The organism is Rhodoferax sp., from assembly GCF_018780565.1.
GTDB lineage: Bacteria > Pseudomonadota > Gammaproteobacteria > Burkholderiales > Burkholderiaceae_C > Rhodoferax.
Genome location: NZ_JADMJN010000007.1, coordinates 74,523 through 96,374 on the forward strand (window position 1 = coordinate 74,523; position 21,852 = coordinate 96,374).

The following is a 21,852-nucleotide window of genomic DNA, read 5'->3' on the forward strand; positions in this document are numbered from 1 at the left end:
GCTTGGACAAGCGTAGCACTCCAGACTAAACTGCATGAACCCCGGCGATTCAAAAAATCATGCAAGAAAACATCATGGAGGCAAACCGTCCCGGAGACAGCCTGGCGGGGCCCGAGCGCTGGCGCAAAGCGTTGCGGGACGGGAGTCTGATTGTTTTCATTGTGCTGATTGGCCTGTCGGGCACCTGGCTGACTTACCGCGCGATTGAAACCAACAACACCCTGCAGCGCCAGGAGCGGCTCAATGCGGTCAGTCAATCGGTGTTCGAAGCATTTGATCTGGAAACGACCCGCGCCGTCGAGGCAGTGCGCAGTGCAGCGCTCATGGTGGCATCGCAACAGACCCTGACACGGCGCGAATTCGAAAGCTATGGAACCGGCGTACTCGCGCACTCGCCCAAGTTAAGCGCCCTGCAATGGCAACCCTTGATCACGGCCGCCGAGCTGGCCAGGTTCGAAGCCACTGCCCAGGCGGATGGCCTTGCGGGCTACCGTGTTTTCGAGACAGTCGGTGGCAAATTGGTCCCTGCCAGCGCCCGTGCACTGCACGTTCCCATTCTGTTTTCGGCGCCCGAGAAGTCCTCCGCACTGGGTTTTGACCTCGCATCAGAGCCGGACCGGATGACTTCGCGCTTGCGGGCGCGTGACACCGGCCAGCCCATCGCCTCGGAAACCTACAAATGGACGGGCCGTGGTGATGAAGGTGGCCGTGCGCTGGCATTTTCCGTCTCTGCGCCGGTCTTCGATCCCGATCGCCCGCCGTCCAACCTGGCAGAGCGCCGTGAACGGCTCAAGGGCTATGTCAGCGGGGAAATCAACGTTACCGTTTTGCTGGAGGAAGCGGCTTTTCGTGCTGCCGCGACCAAGCTCGACGTAGTGGTCTTTGATCTGGGCGCGGAGCCGAGAAAGATCATCTATGCACTGCGTGAGGAAGATGGCAAGCGGCCTGCCAAAAGCCAGGTCTTTTTCGAACCCAACGAACGCGATACATCGTTGACCGTCAGCATTGCAACCCGCCCCTGGCAAATCGTGCTGCGGCCCCAGGCGGCCTTCCACGACGGTGATGCGCGCAAGACCGGCATGGCCGTGCTGGCGGGCGGTACTGCCGCCACGCTGTTGCTGGCCTTTGCGGTGTACATGACACAACGACGCCAATGGATCATTGAAGACGCCCAGGCCAGCCTGAAACTCAGTGAGCAGGCGTTGCAGGCGGAAAGACTGCGACTGAGCAATATCCTGGAGGGGACCGGCGCTGGCACGATGGAGCTGAACCTGCAAACCGGCGAAATATACGCCAACGACCGCATGTTTTCCATGCTGGGCTACACCCGTGAGGAGATGCATCCCTTCACACTGAAATCATGGCGAGACCTGAACCATCCTGACGAAGTGCTGCCACTGACCGACTACCTGACGCGTTTGCGTCATGGTGAAACCGAGGTCATTGACATGGAGTCGCGACGGCGGCACAAGGACGGCCATTGGGTCTGGGTGTTGACGCGGGGCCGCGTGTTCTCGCATACCGCCGACGGCAAGCCGCAATGGATCGCCGGCACCGTCCAGGACATCAGTGCAAGCAAGCAGGCCGAAGAACAAATCATTGAGTTCAACAACACCCTGGAACAGCGTGTCCAGGAGCGCAGCGCAGAGCTCGAAACCACCCTTGCCACGCTGCACCAATCCCAGGAGGAGCTGGCGCGCAGTGAAGCCAATGCCACGCTGAGTACTTTGGCGGCCAGCGTGTCGCATGAGCTCAGCACACCGATGGGCAACAGCCTCATGACGGCCAGCACACTGGTGGAGCAAAGCCGGAGTTTTCAGAGGCTGGTTGACGCCAACCAGCTCAAGCGCTCGGAACTGACTGCATTTTTGAATACCGTGCACGAAGGCAATGACCTGATGCTGCGCAACCTGCAACGGGCCGTCGAATTGCTGAAGAATTTCCGGCAAGTGGCCAATGACCAGGCCAGCGAGCGGCGCCGCAGCTTCGACCTGGCCACTGCAGTACAGGAAGTGCTTGGCACGCTGGCGCCCAGCCTGAAGAACAGTCCCCACCATGTGGTGGTGGACATTGCACAGGGCATTGCCATGGACAGCTATCCCGGCCCCCTGGGACAGATCGTGATCAACCTCATCAACAATGCCTACCTGCACGCCTTTGAAGGCCAGACCGGCGGTGTCTTCACCATCAGCGCCCGCCTGGCAGAAGATCGGGTGCGCATGAGCTTTTCGGACAATGGCACGGGGATGTCCGAGGAAACCCAGTCACATCTTTTCCAGCCGTTTTTCAGTACCAAGACCGATCACGGCGGCACCGGACTGGGCCTGACCATCGTGGCCAACCTGGTGGGCAAGACACTTGGCGGCACGCTCCAGGTGCAGTCCACAGTCGGCGTGGGCACCACGATCAGCATCAACCTGCCCTTGGTCGCGCCGACACCGCAAGCCTGAAGCAGCCGCTGTGTACCTGCGGCTTCAGCGCCCGTGGGCTACGCCACTCACCCAGGTCACGAGGCCGATACCCACAAGAAGCCAGACAATTTGAGCCGCTGTTTCCCGCGCCGTGAGGCGCTTTTGCAATTGGGGAATCAGATCGGCCAGTGCCACATACACAAAACTGCTGGAAGCCACCACCAGAAAATAAGGCAGGTAGTCATGCAGGCGATCAACCAGCCAGAAGCCCAGCAAGCCACCCAGCGCCGTCACAGCCCCGGCCATCGACACCTTGACCAGCGCCACATGCTTGCCGCCAGCACCGGTACGCAACACCATCAGGTCGCCCATGTGGTGCGGCACCTCGTGGGCCAGCACCGCCAGCGAAGCAATGGCACCCAGGCGCATGTCAGCCATGAAGGCCGAGGCGATCAGCACCCCGTCGCCAAAGCAGTGCACGCTGTCGCCGGTCAGCACGGCCCAGGTTCCGGCTTTGGGCGCATGGTTGTGACCATGCGCATGGCCGTGATCGTGATCGTGGACCTGATCGTGCGCCGACTCATGATGATGCTCGTGCCCGTGATGCCACAGTTCAGCCTTGTCGAGCAGGAAGAAAAAGATCAACCCCATCAGCAAGGTCACAAACAAATCGTGGGCACCGGCCTGGCTCTCAAAAGCTTCGGGCAGCAAATGCATGAAGGCTGTGGCCAGCAGCGCACCGGCGGCCAGGCTCAGCATGTGCTGGGTGTAACGCGCCAGCGCACCGAAGCTCAAAGCCGCGGCCAGCCAGACACTGCCGATACCGGCGGCCAGGGTTCCCAGAATAATTGCTACCAAAACCATCGCTTAAAACGCTTTATAAATAAGGGGCTGATGTCATTTCCATGAGCAACACCCGGATTTTCAGGCCAGTCGGCTGTCTGCTCTCAAGGCCATCTTATCAACCGTGTCAAGCAGGGCATGGTGCCGACTTGATGCATTCCGGAGAATTTGCATATTTCTTGTTGCAAAACGCGTGACGGACATCGTGGACTGAAAGGATAATCACGCACCCATGAGTTCCTCGCGCTCCTTCAAAAAGATCCCCTGGCTGGCTTTGCTGGCCCTCACCGCCGCCGCAGGGGCATGGTGGTGGGCCAGCCAGGCAGCACCCGGTGCGGCGCTGACCGGACCCGCCTTGCTTGGCATGATGGGGGCGTTCGGCGCGCTGGCTGTTTCCCTGCGGCTGTCGCGCGGAGTCGTTCGCAGTCGCCAGGCGCTGCGGCGCGCGCAGCGGTACAAGCACTATTTTGCCTTGCAGCGAGGCAAGTTGTCCGAGGCCAAACTGGACGCGCTCAAGGCCCGCCTGGTGCTGGCGTCGACTCTTGACACGATGGAAGTGGGCGTCGAAATCTGGGACGATCAGGACCGCCTGATGCTGTACAACAACAAGATCAACCGGATGCGGGCCAACTTTCTGGCGCAGGAGAACATCGGCCAGTCCTTTGAAACACTGGTGCGCGCCAACATGCAGCGCCAGTTGATCACCGCCGCCATTGGACGCGAAGAAGAATGGCTGGCAGAGCGTCTGGCGTCCCGTGGCAAGCACAAGGAGCCCTTGCTGCAGGAGCTGGAAGGCAATCAGTGGATCCACACCTACGAAACCAGAACGCCCGAAGGCTATCTGGTCGTGGCCCGCGTCGACGTCACCAAGCTCGTCCGCAAGGGCAAGCTGCTGGAAGCGGATAACCACGAGTTGGCCCATCAGTCAGCCACCGATGACCTGACCGGTCTGGCCAACCGCAGGCGTTTTGACGAGGCACTGGCCACCGAATGGCAACGTGCAGCCCGAAGCGGCGCTCCGCTGAGCCTGATGATGGTTGATATCGATCATTTCAAAAAATTCAATGATCACTACGGTCACCTGGCAGGCGACGAATGCCTGCGCCAGGTAGCGGCCATTTTGAACGGAAGTGTGCGCCGCGCTGGCGAGTTGGTGGCGCGCTTCGGCGGGGAAGAGTTCGTGATCCTGTTGCCCGGCGCAGACGTGGCCCATGCGTGTGAAACGGCCCAGCAGTGCATGGCGCGCATCGCCAAAGCCGCCATTCCCCATGCAGCCTCGTCCACCGCAGCCCATGTGACTTTCAGCATGGGCATCGCCTGTACCTCGGGCGACACCTCGCAAAGCCTGACCGACCTGCTCAACGCGGCCGATGCCGCCATGTACCGGGCCAAGTCCAGTGGGCGGGCACACTTCGAAGTCGCCGACCAGGCCGACTGGGAGATCGACCGCGACACCCCCCGCAGCCGCCCCGTACCACTGAGCTGAGGTGTGCTGTGAAAGTGGCTGAGCCTCGCGCTTGCGGGCTTGTCAGTGTGCTTCGTCCCAGTTCGACCCAACCCCTACCTCGGCCAGCAGGGGCACCTTGAGATGCGCCACGCCCGCCATCAGGCGCGGCACCTCATGGCGAACCCAGTTGATCTCTGACTCAGGGACTTCAAACACCAGTTCATCGTGCACCTGCATGATGATTTTGGTGCCCCGCTTCTCCTCATCCAGCACCTGCTGCACCTTGACCATGCTGAGTTTGATCAGATCCGCCGCCGTACCCTGCATGGGCGCATTGATGGCGGCGCGCTCGGCACCGCTGCGCCGTGGACCGTTGGGAGAATTGATCTCCGGCAGGTACAAGCGCCGGCCGAACACGGTTTCCACATACCCCTTGGCCTTGGCCGACTGGCGGGTCTGGTCCATGTACTGCTTCACCCCGGGATAACGCTCGAAGTAGCGCTCGATGTAGTTTTTGGCCGCCGTGTTGTCGATGCTCAAGGCTCGCGCCAGGCCATAGGCACTCATGCCGTAAATCAGGCCGAAGTTGATGACCTTGGCATAACGACGCTGCTCACTCGTGACCTGATCCGTGCGCACACCAAAAATTTCGGCAGCCGTGGCCCGGTGTACGTCCATATTGTCATGAAACGCCAGCAACAAAGCCGCGTCGCCGCTGATGTGCGCCATGATGCGCAACTCAATCTGGCTGTAATCGGCGCTGGCAATCACGCACCCCGCAGGCGCCACAAAAGCCTCGCGCACACGACGCCCCTCGACGGTTCGCACCGGGATGTTTTGCAGATTGGGCTCGTTGCTGGACAGGCGCCCGGTCACGGCCACCGCCTGCGCGTAATGCGTGTGCACGCGCCCGGTGCGCGGATGCGCCAGTTGGGCCAGCTTGTCGGTGTAGGTGCCCTTGAGCTTGGACAGACCACGATGCTCCAGAATCTTGGCCGGTAGCGGGTAGTCTTCGGCCAGTTTTTCCAGCACTTCCTCGTCCGTGCTCGGCGCGCCCGTGGCGGTCTTCTTGACCACCGGCAAACCGAGCTTGGTGAAGAAAATCTCGCCGATCTGCTTCGGGCTGCTCAGGTTGAAGATCTGTCCGGCAAGCTCATGCGCTTCTGTTTCCAGTTGCATAATGCGCTGCCCAAGCTCGTGGCTTTGCGCTGCCAGAGTCGGTGCGTCAATCAGGACGCCATTGCGCTCGATGCGGTACAGCGCCTCGCTGCTGGCAATTTCCAGCTCGTAGATGAAGCGCAATTTGTCGTCTGCCTGCAGCCGCGGCCACAAAACTCGGTGCACATCCAGGGTCTGGTCCGAGTCCTCGCAGGAATACTCGGCGGCCTTGGCAATGTCCACCTGGTCAAAGCAGATCTGGTGCGCACCCTTGCCGCACAAATCCTCAAAACTGATGCCGCTGCGCCCCAGATGGCGTTCAGCCAGGCTGGCCAATCCATGCGGCTTGTGCACTTCCAGCACATAGCTTTGCAGCATGGTGTCATGGGCGTAGCCCTGCACCTCAATGCCGTGGTTGGCGAACACATGGCGGTCGTACTTGATGTGCTGGCCCAGCTTCTTTTTGCTCGCGTCTTCCAGCCAGGGTTTGAGCCGCGCCAGCACCTCGTCTCGGGGCAGTTGGGCCGGGGCATCCGGGTAGGTGTGGGCCAATGGAATGTAGGCCGCCTCGCCCGGCGTTACGCTGAAACTCACACCCACGATCTCGGCACGCATCTCGTCCAGCGAAGTCGTCTCGGTGTCCACCGCCACAAGTTCAGCCGATTCAATGCGTGCCAGCCAGACATCCAACGCCTCCCAGGTCAGGAGGGTGTCGTAGGCCAGCGTGCTCACACCCGAGGTGCCCGCCACACCGGGTTCATCGGGCTCATCGAACAGACCCGGCTCGCGGTTTAACTTGCTTGAAGAGGAAGCGCCTGAACCCGCCTGCTTGCGCGGCGTGGCGCCCGCCTGAGGTGTAGCACCCGGCACGGTGGCCTCACCGCCCAGTGCCCGGGCCAAGCCCTTGAACCCGTATTTGTCGTAAAAAGTGATCAAGGCCTTGGTATCTTCTACCCCGGTAGCTATTGAATCCATAGCAGGCAAATCGGGTACCCAACCATTCAAATCGCAATCGGTTTTGATGGTCAACAACTGCCGGCCGGTGGGCAGCCAGTCCAGCGTCTTTCTCAGGTTTTCGCCCACCACGCCCTTGATGGCATCGGCATGGGCCACCACGGCTTCCAGTGAGCCGTATTCCTGCAACCATTTGGCCGCCGTTTTGGGGCCGACCTTGGGCACGCCGGGCACATTGTCAATGGCATCGCCCACCAGCGTTTGATAATCCACCATCAGGTGCGGCGGCACGCCAAATTCTTCTTCCACGCCGGCCAGGTCACGCACACGGCCATTCATGGTGTCGATGATGATGATGTGGGAATTGACCAGCTGCGCCAGGTCTTTGTCACCACTGCTCACCACCACCTCAATGCCCTGGCGCGCTGCGGTCACGGCCAGGGTGCCAATCACGTCGTCAGCCTCGACACCGGGTACGTCCAGCACCTTCCAGCCCATCAGGCGCACGACCTCATGGATCGGCTCGATCTGCAGGCGCAGGTCATCGGGCATGGGCGACCGGTGGCCCTTGTACTCGGGGTAGATCGCATCCCGAAATGTGGGGCCCTTGGCATCAAAAACACAGGCGGCGTAGTCGGCCTTGACGTCTTTGCGCAGCTTTTGCAGCATGTTGATCATGCCCCGGATCGCGCCGGTAGGGGGGCTGGCAGGGTCGCCAGGCACGGCGCGCAAGTCCGGCATGGCATGAAAAGCGCGGTACAAATAGCTGGAGCCGTCCACCAATAACAGGGTTTTGGGCGTGGGTTTGGAGTCATTCATGCGCCCATTTTGCCTGCGCCCGCAATGACAGCGGTGGTTCTACAATCAGACCATGCGTGCCTCCCTCCTTCTCCCCCCTGCCCTTTCTCTTTTCCTGGCCTGCGCCAGCGTCTGCCAGGCCCAGCCGGCAAACACGGTGCCAGCCGCTGCCACCCTGCCACAAGCGTCCCCGACCGGCGCCAGCAACGCGGTGGAGAAGCGCACCGAGCGAATTCGCGTTGAAGACGCAGGCTCCCGTATCGACGAGGTGCGTGTGGGTGGTGAAACCCGGAGCATCAACGTTCAACCCAAGGGTGGCATGCCCGCTTACCAGATTCAGCCCGCCAATGGCGAGCGCACCTGGAAAATCGTGGGTTTCTGATTCATGGCGGTATACACAGAAGTCTCGGCTGACGAGGCCAGCGCGTTCCTTCGACAACTCAAGCTCGGCGAACTCACCGCCATGCAAGGCTGCGCCGGCGGCATTGAGAACACCAACTACTTTGTCACCACCGAGGCAAACGGAGAAACCCGCGAGTACGTGCTGACGCTGTTTGAGCGACTCACCTTCCAGCAATTGCCGTTTTATCTGCGGTTGATGAAACACCTGGCCTTTCACGGTCTGCCGGTGCCAGACCCCGCAGCCAACCGCGATGGTGACCTGGTGTTTGACCTCAAGGGCAAACCGGCATCCGTGGTCAACCGCTTGCGCGGCAAAAGCGAACTTAAGCCCACTGCCGCTCACTGTGCCGCCGTAGGCGCCGCGCTGGCCAAGATGCACCTGGCCGGGCGCGACTTCTCCATGTCGCAGCCCAATCTTCGGGGCCTGGGCTGGTGGAACGAAACCGTGCCCGTGGTACTGCCCCACTTGACCACCGACCAGGCCGCCCTGATCAAAAGTGAGCTGGCCTACCAAAACCATATCGCGGCTTCATCGGCCTATGCGGCCCTGCCGCGTGGACCCATTCACGCCGACCTGTTCCGGGACAACGTGCTGTTTGAAAATCTGGATGCAGGTCCAGAACTCACGGGCTTCTTTGATTTCTATTTTGCAGGCGTGGACACTTGGCTGTTTGACGTTGCCGTGTGCCTGAACGACTGGTGCATTGACCTGGCCACAGGCACACACGACGCCGAACGGGCCCACAGCTTCATCGCGGCCTATGAACTGGTGCGCCCATTCACCACGGCAGAGCGCGCCATGCTGCCGGCCATGCTGCGCGCCGGCGCCCTGCGTTTCTGGATTTCGCGTCTGTGGGATTTTCACCTGCCACGCGCAGCCAGCATGCTGCAGGCCCATGACCCGGGCCATTTCGAGCGTGTGCTGCGTGATCGGGTGACCCATGCTGCCGCTTTGAGCCCCACGGCAATCCCCGCATGAAATTGAACCTTGTCCCTGCGCGCACCGGTATGGTGTGGGTCAAACTGGGCATCAAAACATTCTTCCGTCAGCCTCTGGCGCTGGCGGGCCTGTTCTTCATGTTCATGGCCATCATGACCATTGCAAGTCAAATCCCCTACATCGGTTTTGTGCTGGCCATGATGCTGCTTCCGGCCTCCACACTGGGCCTGATGGCCGCCACCCGCGAGGCGGCAGACGGGCGCTTTCCCATGCCGGTGATCCTGCTGGCGGCCTTTCGCGCCGGGCGCGCGCAAGCCCGCGCCATGCTGATTTTGGGCGCCCTGTATGCGGCAGGTTTCCTCTGTGCCATGGGCATCTCCTATCTGGTCGATGGAGGCGGATTCGCCCGCGTCTACCTCGGTGGCGCTGCGCCGACGCCCGCCATGATGATGGAGCCCGCCTTTCAGACGGCCATGTGGATTTTCATTGGCCTGCACCTGCCCTTGTCGTTGCTGTTCTGGCATGCGCCAGCGCTGCTGCACTGGCATGGTTTGCCACCCGTCAAAAGCCTGTTTTTCAGCATCGTGGCCTGCCTGCGCAACTTCTGGGCCTATGTGATTTTCGGCTTGACCTGGGTGCTGGTGCTGACGCTGGTCATCGCCACCATCACCATCACGGCCGCATTGCTGGGCAAGCCCGGCATTTCGGGCGATATCCTGTTTCCGATACTGCTCCTGATGGCGGCCATGTTTTTCACTTCGCTTTACTTCACATTTCGCGACACCTTTGACGCACAGGAAGGACCCACTCCATGACCCAGCACAGCCTGCAAGGCCGCACAGAAGACGAAATTTTGTGGTTTCAGCGTCGCAGTTTTCTGCAGGCTGCAGCCGCCTGGACCGCCATGGGTGGCATCGGTGCGGTGCAGGCCCAGGGCCGCAGCAACATTGTGGAACTGGTAGGCGACGCCCTGGTCAACGGCATGCGCCTGCGGCCTCAGCAAACGATCCAGACCGGGGATGAAATCGTCACGGGTCCCAACTCGAACCTGATCTTCGTACTGGGCAATTCGTCTTTTCAGGTGCGGCAAAATTCACGCCTGAGCGTGGAGCGCGGCGCCACCCTGAATGCGGTCAGCCTGTTGCGCCTGCTCACCGGCGCCGTGGTCAGCGTCTGGGGCAAGGGCACCAGCCGCCAGATCGTCACCCCCACCCTCACCGCCGGGATTCGCGGCACGGGCGTGTACACCGAGATTTTTGCCAAGGAAAACAACCGCAGCTATTTCTGCAACTGCTACGGCACTGTGGACCTCAGCGCAGACAACTCACGTGAAATCGTCAAGGCGGACTACCACACTGCGTTCTGGAGTGATCCCGCAGCCAGGGACGGGCGCTCATTGATCCCGGCCAAGGCCATCAACCACAGTGACGAAGAACTGGAATTCCTGGCCCGCCTGGTCGACCAGCGCACCGCCTGGCAGATCGCCGGCAAAAAAGGAAGCAAGGAAATGAAAACCTATCCGGCCCAGGGCTAGGTTGAGGGGCTGCCGATGATCACGGCAGCGGCGTCAACTTCGCCACACTCAGTGCCAGCCACTTGACGCCATGGCGGGGAAAGTTGATCTGGGCGCGTGCATCGTCGCCCGTGCCCTCCAGCGTCTGCACCGTGCCTTCACCAAACTTGGCATGAAATACTTTCATGCCCGAACGCAAGCCATGGGAAGGTGCCGCTTTCTGAGCAGGCACCGGCGCCGCCGCATACTTCGAATAATCAGTGCCAAATGAGCCGCTTCCCCTGGTGGGATATGCACTACCAGCTCCCGAATTCGTAGCAAATCCAGAGCCAAACCCCTGATTTCTCGGGGTGATCCACTTCAAGGCACTTTCCGGCAGCTCCTCGAAAAACCGGCTCTTCAGGTTGTAGCGCGTCTGCCCGTGCAGCATGCGGGTTTGTGAATGGCTCAGGTACAGGCGCTTGCGCGCGCGGGTGATGGCGACGTACATCAGGCGCCGCTCTTCTTCCAGGCCATCCCGGTCGTTCATCGAGTTCTCGTGCGGGAACAAGCCCTCCTCCATGCCGGTGATGAAGACGCAGTCAAACTCCAGGCCTTTGCTGGAATGCACGGTCATGAGCTGGATTGCGTCCTGCCCGGCCTGGGCCTGGTTGTCTCCCGCCTCCAAAGCCGCATGCGACAGGAAGGCCGCCAGCGGGGACAGGGTTTCGCCAGTCTCGGCATCCGGCGCCAGCTCTTCAGGCGGCAATTGGTTGAGGTCCAGCCCTTGCGATGCCGGTGAATGCGTCAGGGCGCGACCCTGTTCATCCACGGGCGGCATGGACGCATCACGCCCGAAGTTCTCCAGAGAGACGAAACTCTCTGCCGCGTTCACCAGTTCTTCCAGATTCTCCACCCGGTCCGCGCCTTCGCGGTCGGCTTTGTAGTGCGCAATCAAGCCGCTGTGCGCCAACACCCTCTCGACGATTTCGCGCAAGGTCATGCCTTGTGTCTGCTCGCGCAATACATCGATGCCTGCCAGAAAGGCGCCAATGTTGGTGCCCGCCTTGCCACCGAGGCCGCTCACCGCATCGCTGAGCGCGCAACCGGCGGCACGGGCCACGTCCTGCAGCTGCTCCAGGCTGCGCATGCCAATGCCGCGCGGCGGAAAATTCACAGCGCGCAGAAAACTCGTGTCGTCACGCGGGTTCTCCAGCAAACGCAAATAAGCCAGCGCATTCTTGATTTCAGCACGCTCGAAGAAGCGCAATCCACCATAGACCTTGTAGGGCAAGCCGGCATTGAACAGCGCCGTCTCGATCACCCGGCTTTGCGCATTGCTGCGGTACAGCACGGCAATCTCCTTGCGCTCGACATCTTCACGCACCAGTTGGCGCATTTCATCCACCATCCACTGCGCCTCGGCAAAGTCGCTGGTGGCCTCGAACACGCGCACCGGTTCGCCCGGGCCTTGCGTCGTGCGCAGGTTCTTGCCCAGCCGCTTGCTGTTGTGGCTGATGAGTTCGTTGGCCGAGTCCAGGATGTTGCTGCCGCTGCGGTAGTTTTCCTCCAGCTTGATCTGGTGGCGCACCTTGAACTCGCTGACAAAGTCGGCCATGTTGCCAACCCGTGCGCCACGAAAGGCGTAGATGCTCTGGTCATCGTCGCCCACCGCCAGCACACAGCCGGTTGGCTCGAACCGCGACGCATCATCGACTGAACCGTGCGCACCGGTACCGGCCAGCATCTTGATCCAGGCGTACTGCAATTTGTTGGTGTCCTGGAACTCGTCAATCAGGATATGGCGAAAACGCCGCTGGTAGTGCTCGCGGATCGGGTCGTTGTCGCGCAGCACCTCATAGCTGCGCAGCATCAACTCGCCAAAGTCAACCACACCCTCGCGCTGACACTGGTCTTCGTAGAGCTGGTAAATCTCGACCTTCTTGCGCGTTTCTTCATCGCGCACCTCGACCATATTGGGGCGCAAGCCGTCTTCCTTGCAACCGCCGATAAACCACTGCATCTGCTTCGGGGGGTAGCGCTCATCATCCAGATTGAACTGCTTGTACAAGCGCTTGATCGCGGAGAGCTGGTCCTGTGTGTCCAGGATCTGAAAACTTTGTGGCAGGTTGGCGAGCTTGAAATGCGCGCGCAAAAACCGGTTGCACAGACCGTGAAAAGTACCAATCCACATGCCACGCACATTGATGGGCAGCATGCTGGACAGGCGCGTCATCATTTCCTTGGCCGCCTTGTTGGTGAAGGTCACCGCCAGGATGCCGCCGGGCGAGACCTGTCCGGTCTGTAGCAGCCATGCAATGCGGGTGGTCAGCACCCGGGTTTTACCCGAGCCAGCCCCGGCCAGAATCAGCGCATGCTCGGCCGGCAGGGTGACGGCCGCGCGCTGCTCCGGGTTCAAGTTGTGCAATAAAGGGGAATCCGGAGCGCCTGATGGTGAATTTTCTGAGAACATGCGCCCATTGTAGAAAGCCTCAGGTCTTCCCGGTCTCCTGCTCACGCAGACGAAAGCGCTGGATTTTCCCGGTTGCGGTCTTCGGCAGTTCGCCCACGAACTCGACAAAGCGCGGGTATTTGTAGGGCGCCAGACGATCTTTCACAAAGGCCTTGACTTCATCCTCGGTCAACAACTGCCCCGGCTTGAGCACCACGAAGGCCTTGGTTTTGAGCAAGCCATCAACGTCCTGCTTGCCGATGACCGCGCATTCCAGCACCGCAGGATGCTGCACCAGCGTGGATTCCACTTCAAAAGGCGACACGTAAATGCCGCTGACCTTGAGCATGTCGTCGTTGCGCCCGGCATAGGTGTAGTAACCATCGCTGTCACGGGTGTACTTGTCACCGCTTTTGGTCCAGGCACCCTGGAAGGTATCACGGGTCTTTTCGCGGTTGTTCCAGTACATCAGCGCGGCGCTGGGGCCCTTGATGTAGAGGTCGCCAATTTCGTTGTCAGCCACCTGGCGGCCGCTCTCGTCACGCAACTCCACTTCGTAGCCCGGCACGGGCTTGCCGGTGGTGCCATAGCGCACATCGCCCGGACGGTTGGACAGGAACACATGCAGCATTTCAGTGGAGCCAATGCCGTCGATGACTTCACAGCCGAAATGTGCGGTCCAGCGCTGCGCAATCTCGCCTGGCAAGGCTTCGCCCGCCGAAGAGCACAAACGCAATGCCACATCGCCACGCGCAGGCAAATCCGGCGCAGCCAGCATGCCACCGTAGCCGGTCGGCGCGCCATAAAACACGGTGGGCTTAAGCGTGGTCAGACGCTTGAACACGGCTTGCGGCGTGGGCCGCTCGGCCATCAACACCACTGTGGCGCCCACGCTCAAGGGAAAGCTCAAGGCATTGCCCAGCCCGTAAGCAAAAAACAGCTTGGCCGCCGAAAACACGGTATCGGACTCGCGCAACTCCAGCACGCCTTTGCCGTACAGCTCCGCCGTCCAGTACAGATTGCCCTGGGTGTGCACCGTGCCCTTGGGCTTACCGGTGGACCCGGACGAATACAGCCAGAAAGCGGCCTCGTCCGCCAGCGTGGCGGCCGGCAGCTTCATGGGTTCTGCCTTCAACAAGGTCTCGAAATCCACCGCGCCAGCCGGCAGTGCGCCGCTGGGCCGTGACACCACAACCGTCTTGATCTCGTTTGACACCTGGCTCATGGCGGCCTGCAAGCTCGGCACCAGCGCCTGCGACACCACCGCGCCCTGGGCCCGGCTGTTGTCCAGCATGTAGGCATAGTCGTCGACAGTCAGTAAGGTATTCAGCGCCACCGGCACCACCCCCGCATACAAGGCCCCCAGAAAGGCAACTACCCAGTCGCTGCTGTCGTGCATCAGCAGCAGAAGCCGATCTTCGCGCCGCAAGCCTTGCGCGATCAAGCCGGCGGCAAAGCTGCGAATGCGCCCGGCCAATTCGCCATAGCTCACACGGCCAAGGTCATCGATCAATGCCGTTTTGGCGCTGCGCCCCACATTGAGGGCGATGAGGTGCTGCGCAAAGTTGAACTGGACAGGCGGCGGATTCACAGAAGCGTGCATGGTTAAGATTCCTTCGATTGACTGCAGGCGGTCGTACTTCAGAGCACCAGGCGCTGGCCGCTGGCAACGATCTGCTCCAACGCTGCCGTACTGGCCTGAATGGCACTGCGGCGGTGGTAGAAGTTGAGGGCACGCATGCCACCCAGCTCTTCACCGCCACCGGCGCGCCCCGGGCCACCGTGCAGCGACATCGGCATCACATTGCCGTGACCCGAATGCAATGCTGCCACATCCGGCGAAATGGCGTGCACCCGGCCATGAGAAGAGGCCAGTTCCAGCGCGGCATTCGCCATGAAGCCCGGGTCTTCACTGTAAAGCGAGCTCACCAGCGATCCCTCGCCCCGGCGGATCAGGCTCAGTGCGTCTTCCAGCGTGTCATACGGCATGAGTGTGGACACGGGGCCAAACACCTCCACCGCGTGCAACACACGGGCCTCTGCCGGGCGGCGCGTGCCCAGCAGTGTGGGCCCGACACAGGCCGCAATGGCCGGGTCGGCATCGACCAGCGCGTGGGTGGCGCCATCGTGCAGCACGTCTGCTTCAGCACGCAATTGCGCCAAGCCAGCCCGTACCGCAGCGAGTTGTTCACCACTGACCAAGGACCCCATGCGCACACTCTCGTTGCGCGGATTGCCCACCGAAACTCCGGCCAGCTTGGCGCTGATGGCCTGGGCTGCAGCGTCATACAAATGGGCCGGCACAAAGATGCGGCGAATGGCCGTGCACTTTTGACCGGACTTGACCGTCATCTCACGCACCACCTCACCCACCAGCAGCTTGAAGGCCTCGGATTCGACCGTTGCCGCCGGGTCCAGCAAAGCCGAATTCAAGCTGTCGGCTTCGATGTTGACGCGCACCGAACGCTGGCTGACTGCAGGGTGGCTGCGGATCACCGCAGCGGTCTCGGCAGAGCCGGTAAAGGACACCACGTCAAAGGGCTGCAGTGCATCCATCAAGCCTGCGGACGAACCACACACGACCGACAAGGCACCGGGTGGCAGCACACCCGCGTCAATCACATCCTGCACCATGCGCTGGGTCAGCCAGGCCGTTGCAGTGGCGGGCTTCACGATCACGGGCACGCCAGACAAAAGGGCTGGTGCAGCTTTCTCCCACAAGCCCCAGGACGGGAAATTGAAAGCATTGATGAACAGCGCCACACCGCGCGTCGGCACCATCACATGCTGGGATTGAAAGGTCGGGTCCTTGGCCATGCGGGTAGGCTCGCCATCGATCAGCACACGCGCATCACCCAGTGCATCGCCCTGTTTGGCATAGAACCCCAATGTGAAGATGGCGCCGTCGATGTCTACCCCTGAATCCTTGCGGGTAGTGCCGGAGTTGGCCGTGGCAATGTCGTAATAGGCGTCACGGTGCGTCTGCAGCACCTTGGAAATGGCCCCCAGCATGACCGCGCGCTCCCGGTAAGTCATGGCGCGCAGAGCACGCCCCCCCTGTTCGCGGGCAAAAGTGAACCCCTCATTCAAATCCAGCCCCGCGCTGGATACACGAACCAGTTCCGTGCCAAGCACCGGGTCAAACAGGGGGGTGCCTGAGCCCTGAGCCGTTTGCCAGCGACCGGCGACGTAGTTGGGGAGCAGGAGAGTTGAGGAGGTCATAAAAACGGATGTCCTGTTGAAAATGAGAAAAATTCAGCTTGCAAGCTGCTCACTTGCCTGTATAAATGCATTATTGTGCGTGTGCACGATAATATGCATTAAAGTGCATGTCAAGCCATATTTTCTAATTTCCGGGCGTGTTCCCGGCCATCAACAGACATGGAGATCCAGTTCATGGGTACGGATTTGACGAATGAGCCGCTGATGCCGGTTGTCGCTGCGCCAGCGGAACCTGCGGAGGAGGTTCGCAGCCCATTCCTGGTGGCGTTGGGCGAGCGCGTGCGTCTGCTGCGCGCCCGCCAGGGCATGACACGCAAGGCGGTCGCCCAAGCCGCCGAAGTATCGGAGCGGCACTTGGCCAACCTGGAATACGGCACCGGCAACGCATCCATTCTGGTGCTGCTGCAAGTGGCGCAGGCCCTGCACTGCTCGCTGGCAGAAATGCTGGGAGATATCAGCACCTCGTCCCCGGAATGGCTGCTGATCCGGGAACTGCTGGAACATCGCAGCGAGGCCGACCTGCATCGCGCCCGCATCACCCTGAGCGAGATGTTCGGAGCCGCCGGAAGCGACCACGCGCGCATGTCGCGCATTGCGCTGATTGGCCTGCGTGGCGCCGGCAAATCCACCCTGGGTCAGCGCCTGGCCGACGATCTGGGCTGGCCCTTCATTGAGCTCAGCCGTGAGATTGAGAAATTTGCCGGCTGCGGCATCAGTGAAATTCACAACCTCTATGGCGCCCATGCCTACCGCCGCTACGAACGGCGGGCTCTGGAAGAAGCGATCCAGATTTACCCCGAAGTCGTGATTGCCACCCCCGGCGGCCTGGTGTCGGATTCGGCCAACTTCAACCTGATGTTGGCTCACTGCTACACCATATGGCTGCAGGCCGATCCGGCCGACCACATGGCCCGCGTCACCGCCCAGGGCGACCTGCGTCCCATGGCCGCCAGCCGGGAGGCCATGGAAGACCTCAAACGGATTCTGGAGGGCCGCTCGGCCTTCTACTCCAAAGCGGATCTGAGCTTCGACACCAGCAAACACCCGCTGGATGAAAGCTTTACCGCCCTGCGTGACCGTGTTCGTGGAGATCTGGCCCTGCCCTTGTAAGTAATCGGGGATTGGGGGAAAAGAGGAAATCCAGAACATGCACAAAAATGCATTTGACGAAACTCCAATTCATGCAATATAATTCATACAACATGCACTGAAGTGCATTGGCTTGAACCTTTTACTTTCGATCCCTTCGATTTCCCCGCACAGGAGCAGACATGAGCACTATGACCACTGTGGACTACCAGACGAACCCGTCGCAGTACAAACACTTGAAACTGGCTTTCGACGGGGAGATTGCCACCCTGTCCATCGACATATCCGAAGACGGCGGCATCCGCCCGGGCTACAAGCTCAAGCTCAACTCCTACGACCTGGGTGTGGACATCGAGTTGTACGACGCGCTCAACCGCATCCGCTTTGAGCACCCCGAAGTGCGCACCGTGGTGGTGACCAGCCTGAAAGACCGCATCTTCTGCTCGGGCGCCAACATCTTCATGCTGGGGCTCTCCAGCCATGCCTGGAAAGTGAACTTCTGCAAATTCACCAACGAAACGCGCAACGGCATTGAAGACTCCAGCCGCCACTCGGGTCTGAAGTTCGTCGCGGCACTCAACGGCGCCTGTGCCGGTGGTGGCTACGAGCTGGCGCTGGCCTGTGACGACATCGTGCTGGTGGACGACCGCTCTTCCACCGTGTCCCTGCCCGAAGTGCCACTGCTGGGCGTGCTGCCAGGCACCGGTGGCCTGACCCGCGTGACCGACAAGCGCCACGTGCGCCATGACCTGGCCGATATTTTCTGCACTACCTCTGAAGGCGTGCGCGGCCAGCGCGCCGTGGATTGGCGTCTGGTGGACGCGATTGCCAAACCCCAGCAATTTGCCCAGGTGGTACGCGAACGCGCTATAGCGCTGGCAAACCAAAGCGACCGCCCGGCCAACGCCAAGGGCGTGGCGCTGCCCGCTCTGAAGCGCATGGTGGACGCCGACCGGTTGGCCTACGACCATGTGGTGGTGGACATCGACCGTGCCAAACGCACGGCCACTTTCACGGTGAAGGCGCCAGAAGGTGCGCAGCCCACCGATATCGCCGCCATCGAGGCCGCAGGCGCTGCCTGGTGGCCGCTGCAGATGGCACGTGAACTCGACGATGCGATCCTGAACATGCGCACCAACGAACTGGACACCGGCACCTGGGTGCTCAAGACCGCGGGCGATCCCCAGGCCGTGCTGGCTGCCGACGCCACCCTGCTGGCCCACAAAGACCACTGGCTGGTACGCGAGACCATCGGCCTGCTGCGCCGCACGCTGGCGCGACTGGACGTATCTTCACGCAGCCTGATTACCCTGATCGAACCCGGCTCCTGCTTTGTCGGCACGCTAGCAGAGTTGGCCTTCTGCGCCGACCGTACCTATATGCTGACACTGCCCGATGAGCCCGAGCGCGCGCCGGTGCTGACGCTCAATGAATTCAACTTCGGCTTCTATCCGATGGTGAACGACCAGTCCCGCCTGGCACGCCGCTTTTACGAAGAAACCGCGCCCATGGAAGCGGCACGCCGCGCTGCCGGCACGGCACTCGATGCCGACGCAGCCGAGGCGCTCGGTCTGGTAACCGCCGCGCTGGACGACATCGACTGGGCCGACGAAATTCGCCTGGTGCTGGAGTCCCGCGCCGCCATGTCGCCTGACGCCCTGACCGGACTGGAAGCCAACCTGCGCTTTGCGCAAAAAGAAAACATGGCGACCCGCATCTTCGGCCGTCTGACGGCATGGCAAAACTGGATCTTCAACCGCCCCAACGCGGTGGGAGAAAAAGGCGCGCTCAAGGTCTATGGCAAGGGCGAGAAAGCCGCCTTTGACATGAACCGCGTTTGAACTGAAATCGTTGTGCTGCAGGTTTCCCGGTGGGGCCTGTGGCAACCAAAATAGTTATTCCACCGCGGATTTGAACCTGGAGACCATCTCATGTCTGGCATCAACTACAGCGAAAAAATTCCCAATAACGTCAACCTGTCGGAAGACCGCACGCTGCAACGCGCGCTGGAACACTGGCAGCCCAACTACCTGAACTGGTGGAAAGACATGGGCCCGGAGGGTTCACAAAATTTCGATGTCTACCTGCGCACCGCCGTCAGTGTCGATCCACAAGGCTGGGCCCAGTTCGGCCACGTGAAGATGCCTGATTACCGCTGGGGCATTTTTCTCAATCCTGGCCAGCAGGACCGAAAAATCCATTTTGGCGACCACATGGGCGAAGCCGCCTGGCAGGATGTGCCCGGCGAACACCGCGCCAACCTGCGCCGCATCATCGTCACGCAGGGCGACACCGAGCCGGCATCGGTCGAGCAGCAGCGCCATCTGGGCCTGACCTGCCCCAGCCAGTACGACCTGCGCAACCTGTTCCAGGTGAACGTGGAAGAAGGCCGCCATCTTTGGGCCATGGTCTACCTGCTGCACAAATACTTCGGTCGTGACGGCCGCGAAGAAGCCGAAGGCCTGCTGGAGCGCAACAGCGGCAGCGCGGACAACCCCCGCATCCTGCAAGCCTTCAACGAGAAGACGCCTGACTGGCTGAGCTTCTTCATGTTCACCTACTTCACCGACCGCGACGGCAAGTTCCAGCTGTGCGCGCTGGCCGAATCCAGTTTCGACCCGCTGGCCCGCACCACCAAGTTCATGCTGACGGAAGAAGCCCACCACATGTTCGTGGGCGAGTCCGGTGTGGGCCGCGTGATCGCCCGCACCTGCGAAATGATGAACCAGCTCAAAACCGATGACGTGGGCAAGCTGCGCGCCGCCGGGGTGATCGATCTGCCCACGCTGCAGCGCTACATCAACTTCCACTTCAGCGTCACCATCGACCTGTTCGGTGCCGACCAGTCCAGCAATGCAGCCGCTTTCTACAGCTCCGGCCTCAAAGGCCGCTACGAAGAAGGCAAGCGCGTTGACGACCATGTGCTCAAGGGCCAAACCTACAAAGTGCTTGACGTGCAAAACGGGCAACTGGTCGAGAAGGAGGTGCCCATGCTCAATGCCCTGAATGAAGTGCTGCGCGACGACTACATCAAGGACTCAATTGGTGGCGTGGACCGCTGGAACCGCCTGATTGAAAAAGCCGGTATCCCGATGCGCCTGACCGTGCCGCACAAGGCCTTTCACCGCCAGATCGGTACGCTGGCTGGCGTCAAGGTATCGCCCGATGGCCGCGTCGTGAGCGACGCCGAGTGGAATGCCCGCGTCAATGAATGGCTGCCATCGGCCGATGACCGGGCTTATGTTGGCTCGCTGATGGGCCGTGTGGTGGAGCCAGGCAAATTTGCCAACTGGATTGCCCCTCCTGTGATGGGTATTAATCGCCAGCCCATAGACTTCGACTACGTTCGATTTAACTGATCTGGAATTTCCATGGACATGGCCACCGACCTTGCAATCATCAAACAGCATTTGATCGACCCCGAAATCTGTATTCGCTGCAACACCTGCGAATCGATTTGCCCGGTCGGTGCGATCACGCACGATTCACGCAACTACGTGGTCAAGGCCGACGTCTGCAACCTGTGCATGGACTGCATCGCCCCCTGCCCGACCGGGTCGATCGACAACTGGCGCATAGTGCCCCGCACCAGCGCCTATGCCATCGAAGACCAGTTGAAGTGGGACGAGCTGCCAGCCGAGTTGTCGGCGGACCAGTTCGCCGCCTTGGGCGTGACCCCGGACGAACTGGCCCAGCCCACCCCGGCTGCACCGCCACTGTCAGATGTGACCGGTGAAACCCCGTTCAACTCGGCGGCCTATGGCGCTACGCTGCCCCCGTGGTCGGCTGCGCACCCCTACACCAATCTCTATGATCCCAAGGCACCCACCACGGCTACGGTGGTGGGCAACTTCCAGGTGAACGAGGCCGGTACCGCCAACGAAACGCACCACATCGTGCTGGACTTTGGGAGCATGCCCTTCCCGGTTCTCGAAGGCCAGTCGATTGGCATCATCCCGCCGGGCACAGACGCTGCAGGCAAGCCGCACCATGCAAGGCAATATTCGATCGCCAGCCCACGCAATGGCGAACGCCCCGGCTACAACAACCTGTCGCTCACCGTCAAGCGCGTCAATGAAGACCACCAGGGACAAGCCGTCAAGGGCGTGTGCTCGAACTACCTGTGCGACCTCAAAGTAGGTGACGTGGTGCAGGTCATCGGGCCCTTTGGCAGCAGCTTCCTGATGCCGAACCACCCGCGCTCCAGCATCGTGATGATCTGCACCGGCACCGGCAGCGCACCCATGCGCGCCATGACCGAATGGCGACGCCGCCTGCGCGCATCGGGCAAGTTCGAGGGCGGCAAGCTGATGCTATTTTTTGGTGCCCGCACCCAGCAGGAGTTGCCGTACTTCGGTCCCCTGCAAAAACTGCCCAAGGATTTCATCGACATCAACTTCGCTTTTTCGCGCACACCGGGTGCACCGAAACGCTATGTGCAAGATTTGCTGCGCGAACGCGCTGCCGATCTGATCGAACTGCTGCAAGACGCCAACACCGGCATCTATGTCTGCGGCCTCAAGAGCATGGAAGAAGGCGTGGTGATGGCGCTGCGCGACGTGGCGCAACAGGCCGGCCTGAATTGGGACACGCTGGGCGCCACGCTCAAGCGTGAAGGTCGCCTGCATCTGGAAACCTACTGAG

The 21,852-nt window shown here is 61.1% G+C and carries 15 protein-coding genes; 10 read left to right on the plus strand and 5 right to left on the minus strand.

What is annotated here, in order from left to right; all coding sequences use genetic code 11:
• Window positions 1–59 precede the first annotated feature (59 nt).
• Window positions 60–2,450, plus strand: coding sequence for a CHASE domain-containing protein (locus IV109_RS11260; RefSeq protein WP_296696273.1), 2,391 nt, complete (start codon window positions 60–62; stop codon window positions 2,448–2,450).
• A 24-nt stretch (window positions 2,451–2,474) separates the two neighbouring features.
• Here the strand turns inward: IV109_RS11260 and IV109_RS11265 are convergent, their stop codons facing one another.
• Window positions 2,475–3,275, minus strand: a complete 801-nt coding sequence (locus IV109_RS11265; RefSeq protein ID WP_296696276.1) for a ZIP family metal transporter — start codon at window positions 3,273–3,275, stop codon at window positions 2,475–2,477.
• A 211-nt stretch (window positions 3,276–3,486) separates the two neighbouring features.
• On the opposite strand from IV109_RS11265, the gene IV109_RS11270 reads away from it, so the two are divergent.
• On the plus strand, window positions 3,487–4,740 hold the full coding sequence (locus tag IV109_RS11270; RefSeq protein WP_296696279.1) for a GGDEF domain-containing protein: 1,254 nt from the start codon (window positions 3,487–3,489) through the stop codon (window positions 4,738–4,740).
• Window positions 4,741–4,782: 42 nt separating this feature from the next.
• On the opposite strand, the gene polA is transcribed toward IV109_RS11270, so the two are convergent.
• A complete protein-coding gene (gene polA, locus IV109_RS11275) occupies window positions 4,783–7,632 on the minus strand; it encodes a DNA polymerase I (RefSeq protein ID WP_296696282.1) in 2,850 nt (949 codons plus the stop codon).
• Between the two features lie 52 nt (window positions 7,633–7,684).
• On the opposite strand from polA, the gene IV109_RS11280 reads away from it, so the two are divergent.
• The 4 genes from IV109_RS11280 to IV109_RS11295 are packed head-to-tail and all read left to right on the plus strand — an operon-like array spanning window position 7,685 to window position 10,487.
• Window positions 7,685–7,993, plus strand: a complete 309-nt coding sequence (locus tag IV109_RS11280; RefSeq protein ID WP_296696285.1) for a hypothetical protein — start codon at window positions 7,685–7,687, stop codon at window positions 7,991–7,993.
• Window positions 7,994–7,996: 3 nt separating this feature from the next.
• The gene (locus tag IV109_RS11285) at window positions 7,997–8,992 is read left to right on the plus strand and encodes a homoserine kinase (RefSeq protein WP_296696288.1); all 996 of its coding nucleotides are present in this window, start codon (window positions 7,997–7,999) and stop codon (window positions 8,990–8,992) included.
• On the plus strand, window positions 8,989–9,768 hold the full coding sequence (locus IV109_RS11290; protein WP_296696292.1) for a BPSS1780 family membrane protein: 780 nt from the start codon (window positions 8,989–8,991) through the stop codon (window positions 9,766–9,768). Before IV109_RS11285 ends, IV109_RS11290 begins: the two co-directional genes overlap by 4 nt.
• Window positions 9,765–10,487, plus strand: coding sequence for a twin-arginine translocation signal domain-containing protein (locus IV109_RS11295; RefSeq protein ID WP_296696295.1), 723 nt, complete (start codon window positions 9,765–9,767; stop codon window positions 10,485–10,487). Before IV109_RS11290 ends, IV109_RS11295 begins: the two co-directional genes overlap by 4 nt.
• A 19-nt stretch (window positions 10,488–10,506) precedes the next feature.
• On the opposite strand, the gene IV109_RS11300 is transcribed toward IV109_RS11295, so the two are convergent.
• Genes IV109_RS11300 through IV109_RS11310 form a run of 3 tightly spaced genes read right to left on the minus strand, consistent with a single transcriptional unit; the run spans window position 10,507 to window position 16,119 of the window.
• The gene (locus tag IV109_RS11300; protein WP_296696298.1) at window positions 10,507–12,918 is read right to left on the minus strand and encodes a UvrD-helicase domain-containing protein; all 2,412 of its coding nucleotides are present in this window, start codon (window positions 12,916–12,918) and stop codon (window positions 10,507–10,509) included.
• Window positions 12,919–12,937: 19 nt separating this feature from the next.
• The gene (locus IV109_RS11305; protein ID WP_296696301.1) at window positions 12,938–14,500 is read right to left on the minus strand and encodes a benzoate-CoA ligase family protein; all 1,563 of its coding nucleotides are present in this window, start codon (window positions 14,498–14,500) and stop codon (window positions 12,938–12,940) included.
• 38 nt (window positions 14,501–14,538) lie between these two features.
• Entirely contained in the window at window positions 14,539–16,119 is a 1,581-nt protein-coding gene (locus IV109_RS11310) for a 3,4-dehydroadipyl-CoA semialdehyde dehydrogenase (RefSeq protein WP_296696303.1), read from the minus strand.
• A gap of 204 nt (window positions 16,120–16,323) precedes the next feature.
• Between IV109_RS11310 and IV109_RS11315 the strand changes: the two genes are divergently transcribed.
• The 4 genes from IV109_RS11315 to boxA all read left to right on the plus strand — a co-directional run bounded on the left by IV109_RS11315 (window position 16,324) and on the right by boxA (window position 21,851).
• The gene (locus IV109_RS11315; protein WP_296696550.1) at window positions 16,324–17,229 is read left to right on the plus strand and encodes a helix-turn-helix transcriptional regulator; all 906 of its coding nucleotides are present in this window, start codon (window positions 16,324–16,326) and stop codon (window positions 17,227–17,229) included.
• 161 nt (window positions 17,230–17,390) lie between these two features.
• On the plus strand, window positions 17,391–19,049 hold the full coding sequence (gene boxC, locus IV109_RS11320; RefSeq protein ID WP_296696306.1) for a 2,3-epoxybenzoyl-CoA dihydrolase: 1,659 nt from the start codon (window positions 17,391–17,393) through the stop codon (window positions 19,047–19,049).
• A 90-nt stretch (window positions 19,050–19,139) separates the two neighbouring features.
• On the plus strand, window positions 19,140–20,567 hold the full coding sequence (gene boxB, locus IV109_RS11325; protein WP_296696309.1) for a benzoyl-CoA 2,3-epoxidase subunit BoxB: 1,428 nt from the start codon (window positions 19,140–19,142) through the stop codon (window positions 20,565–20,567).
• A gap of 12 nt (window positions 20,568–20,579) precedes the next feature.
• A complete protein-coding gene (boxA, locus tag IV109_RS11330; protein WP_296696310.1) occupies window positions 20,580–21,851 on the plus strand; it encodes a benzoyl-CoA 2,3-epoxidase subunit BoxA in 1,272 nt (423 codons plus the stop codon).
• The last annotated feature ends 1 nt before the right edge of the window (window position 21,852 follow it).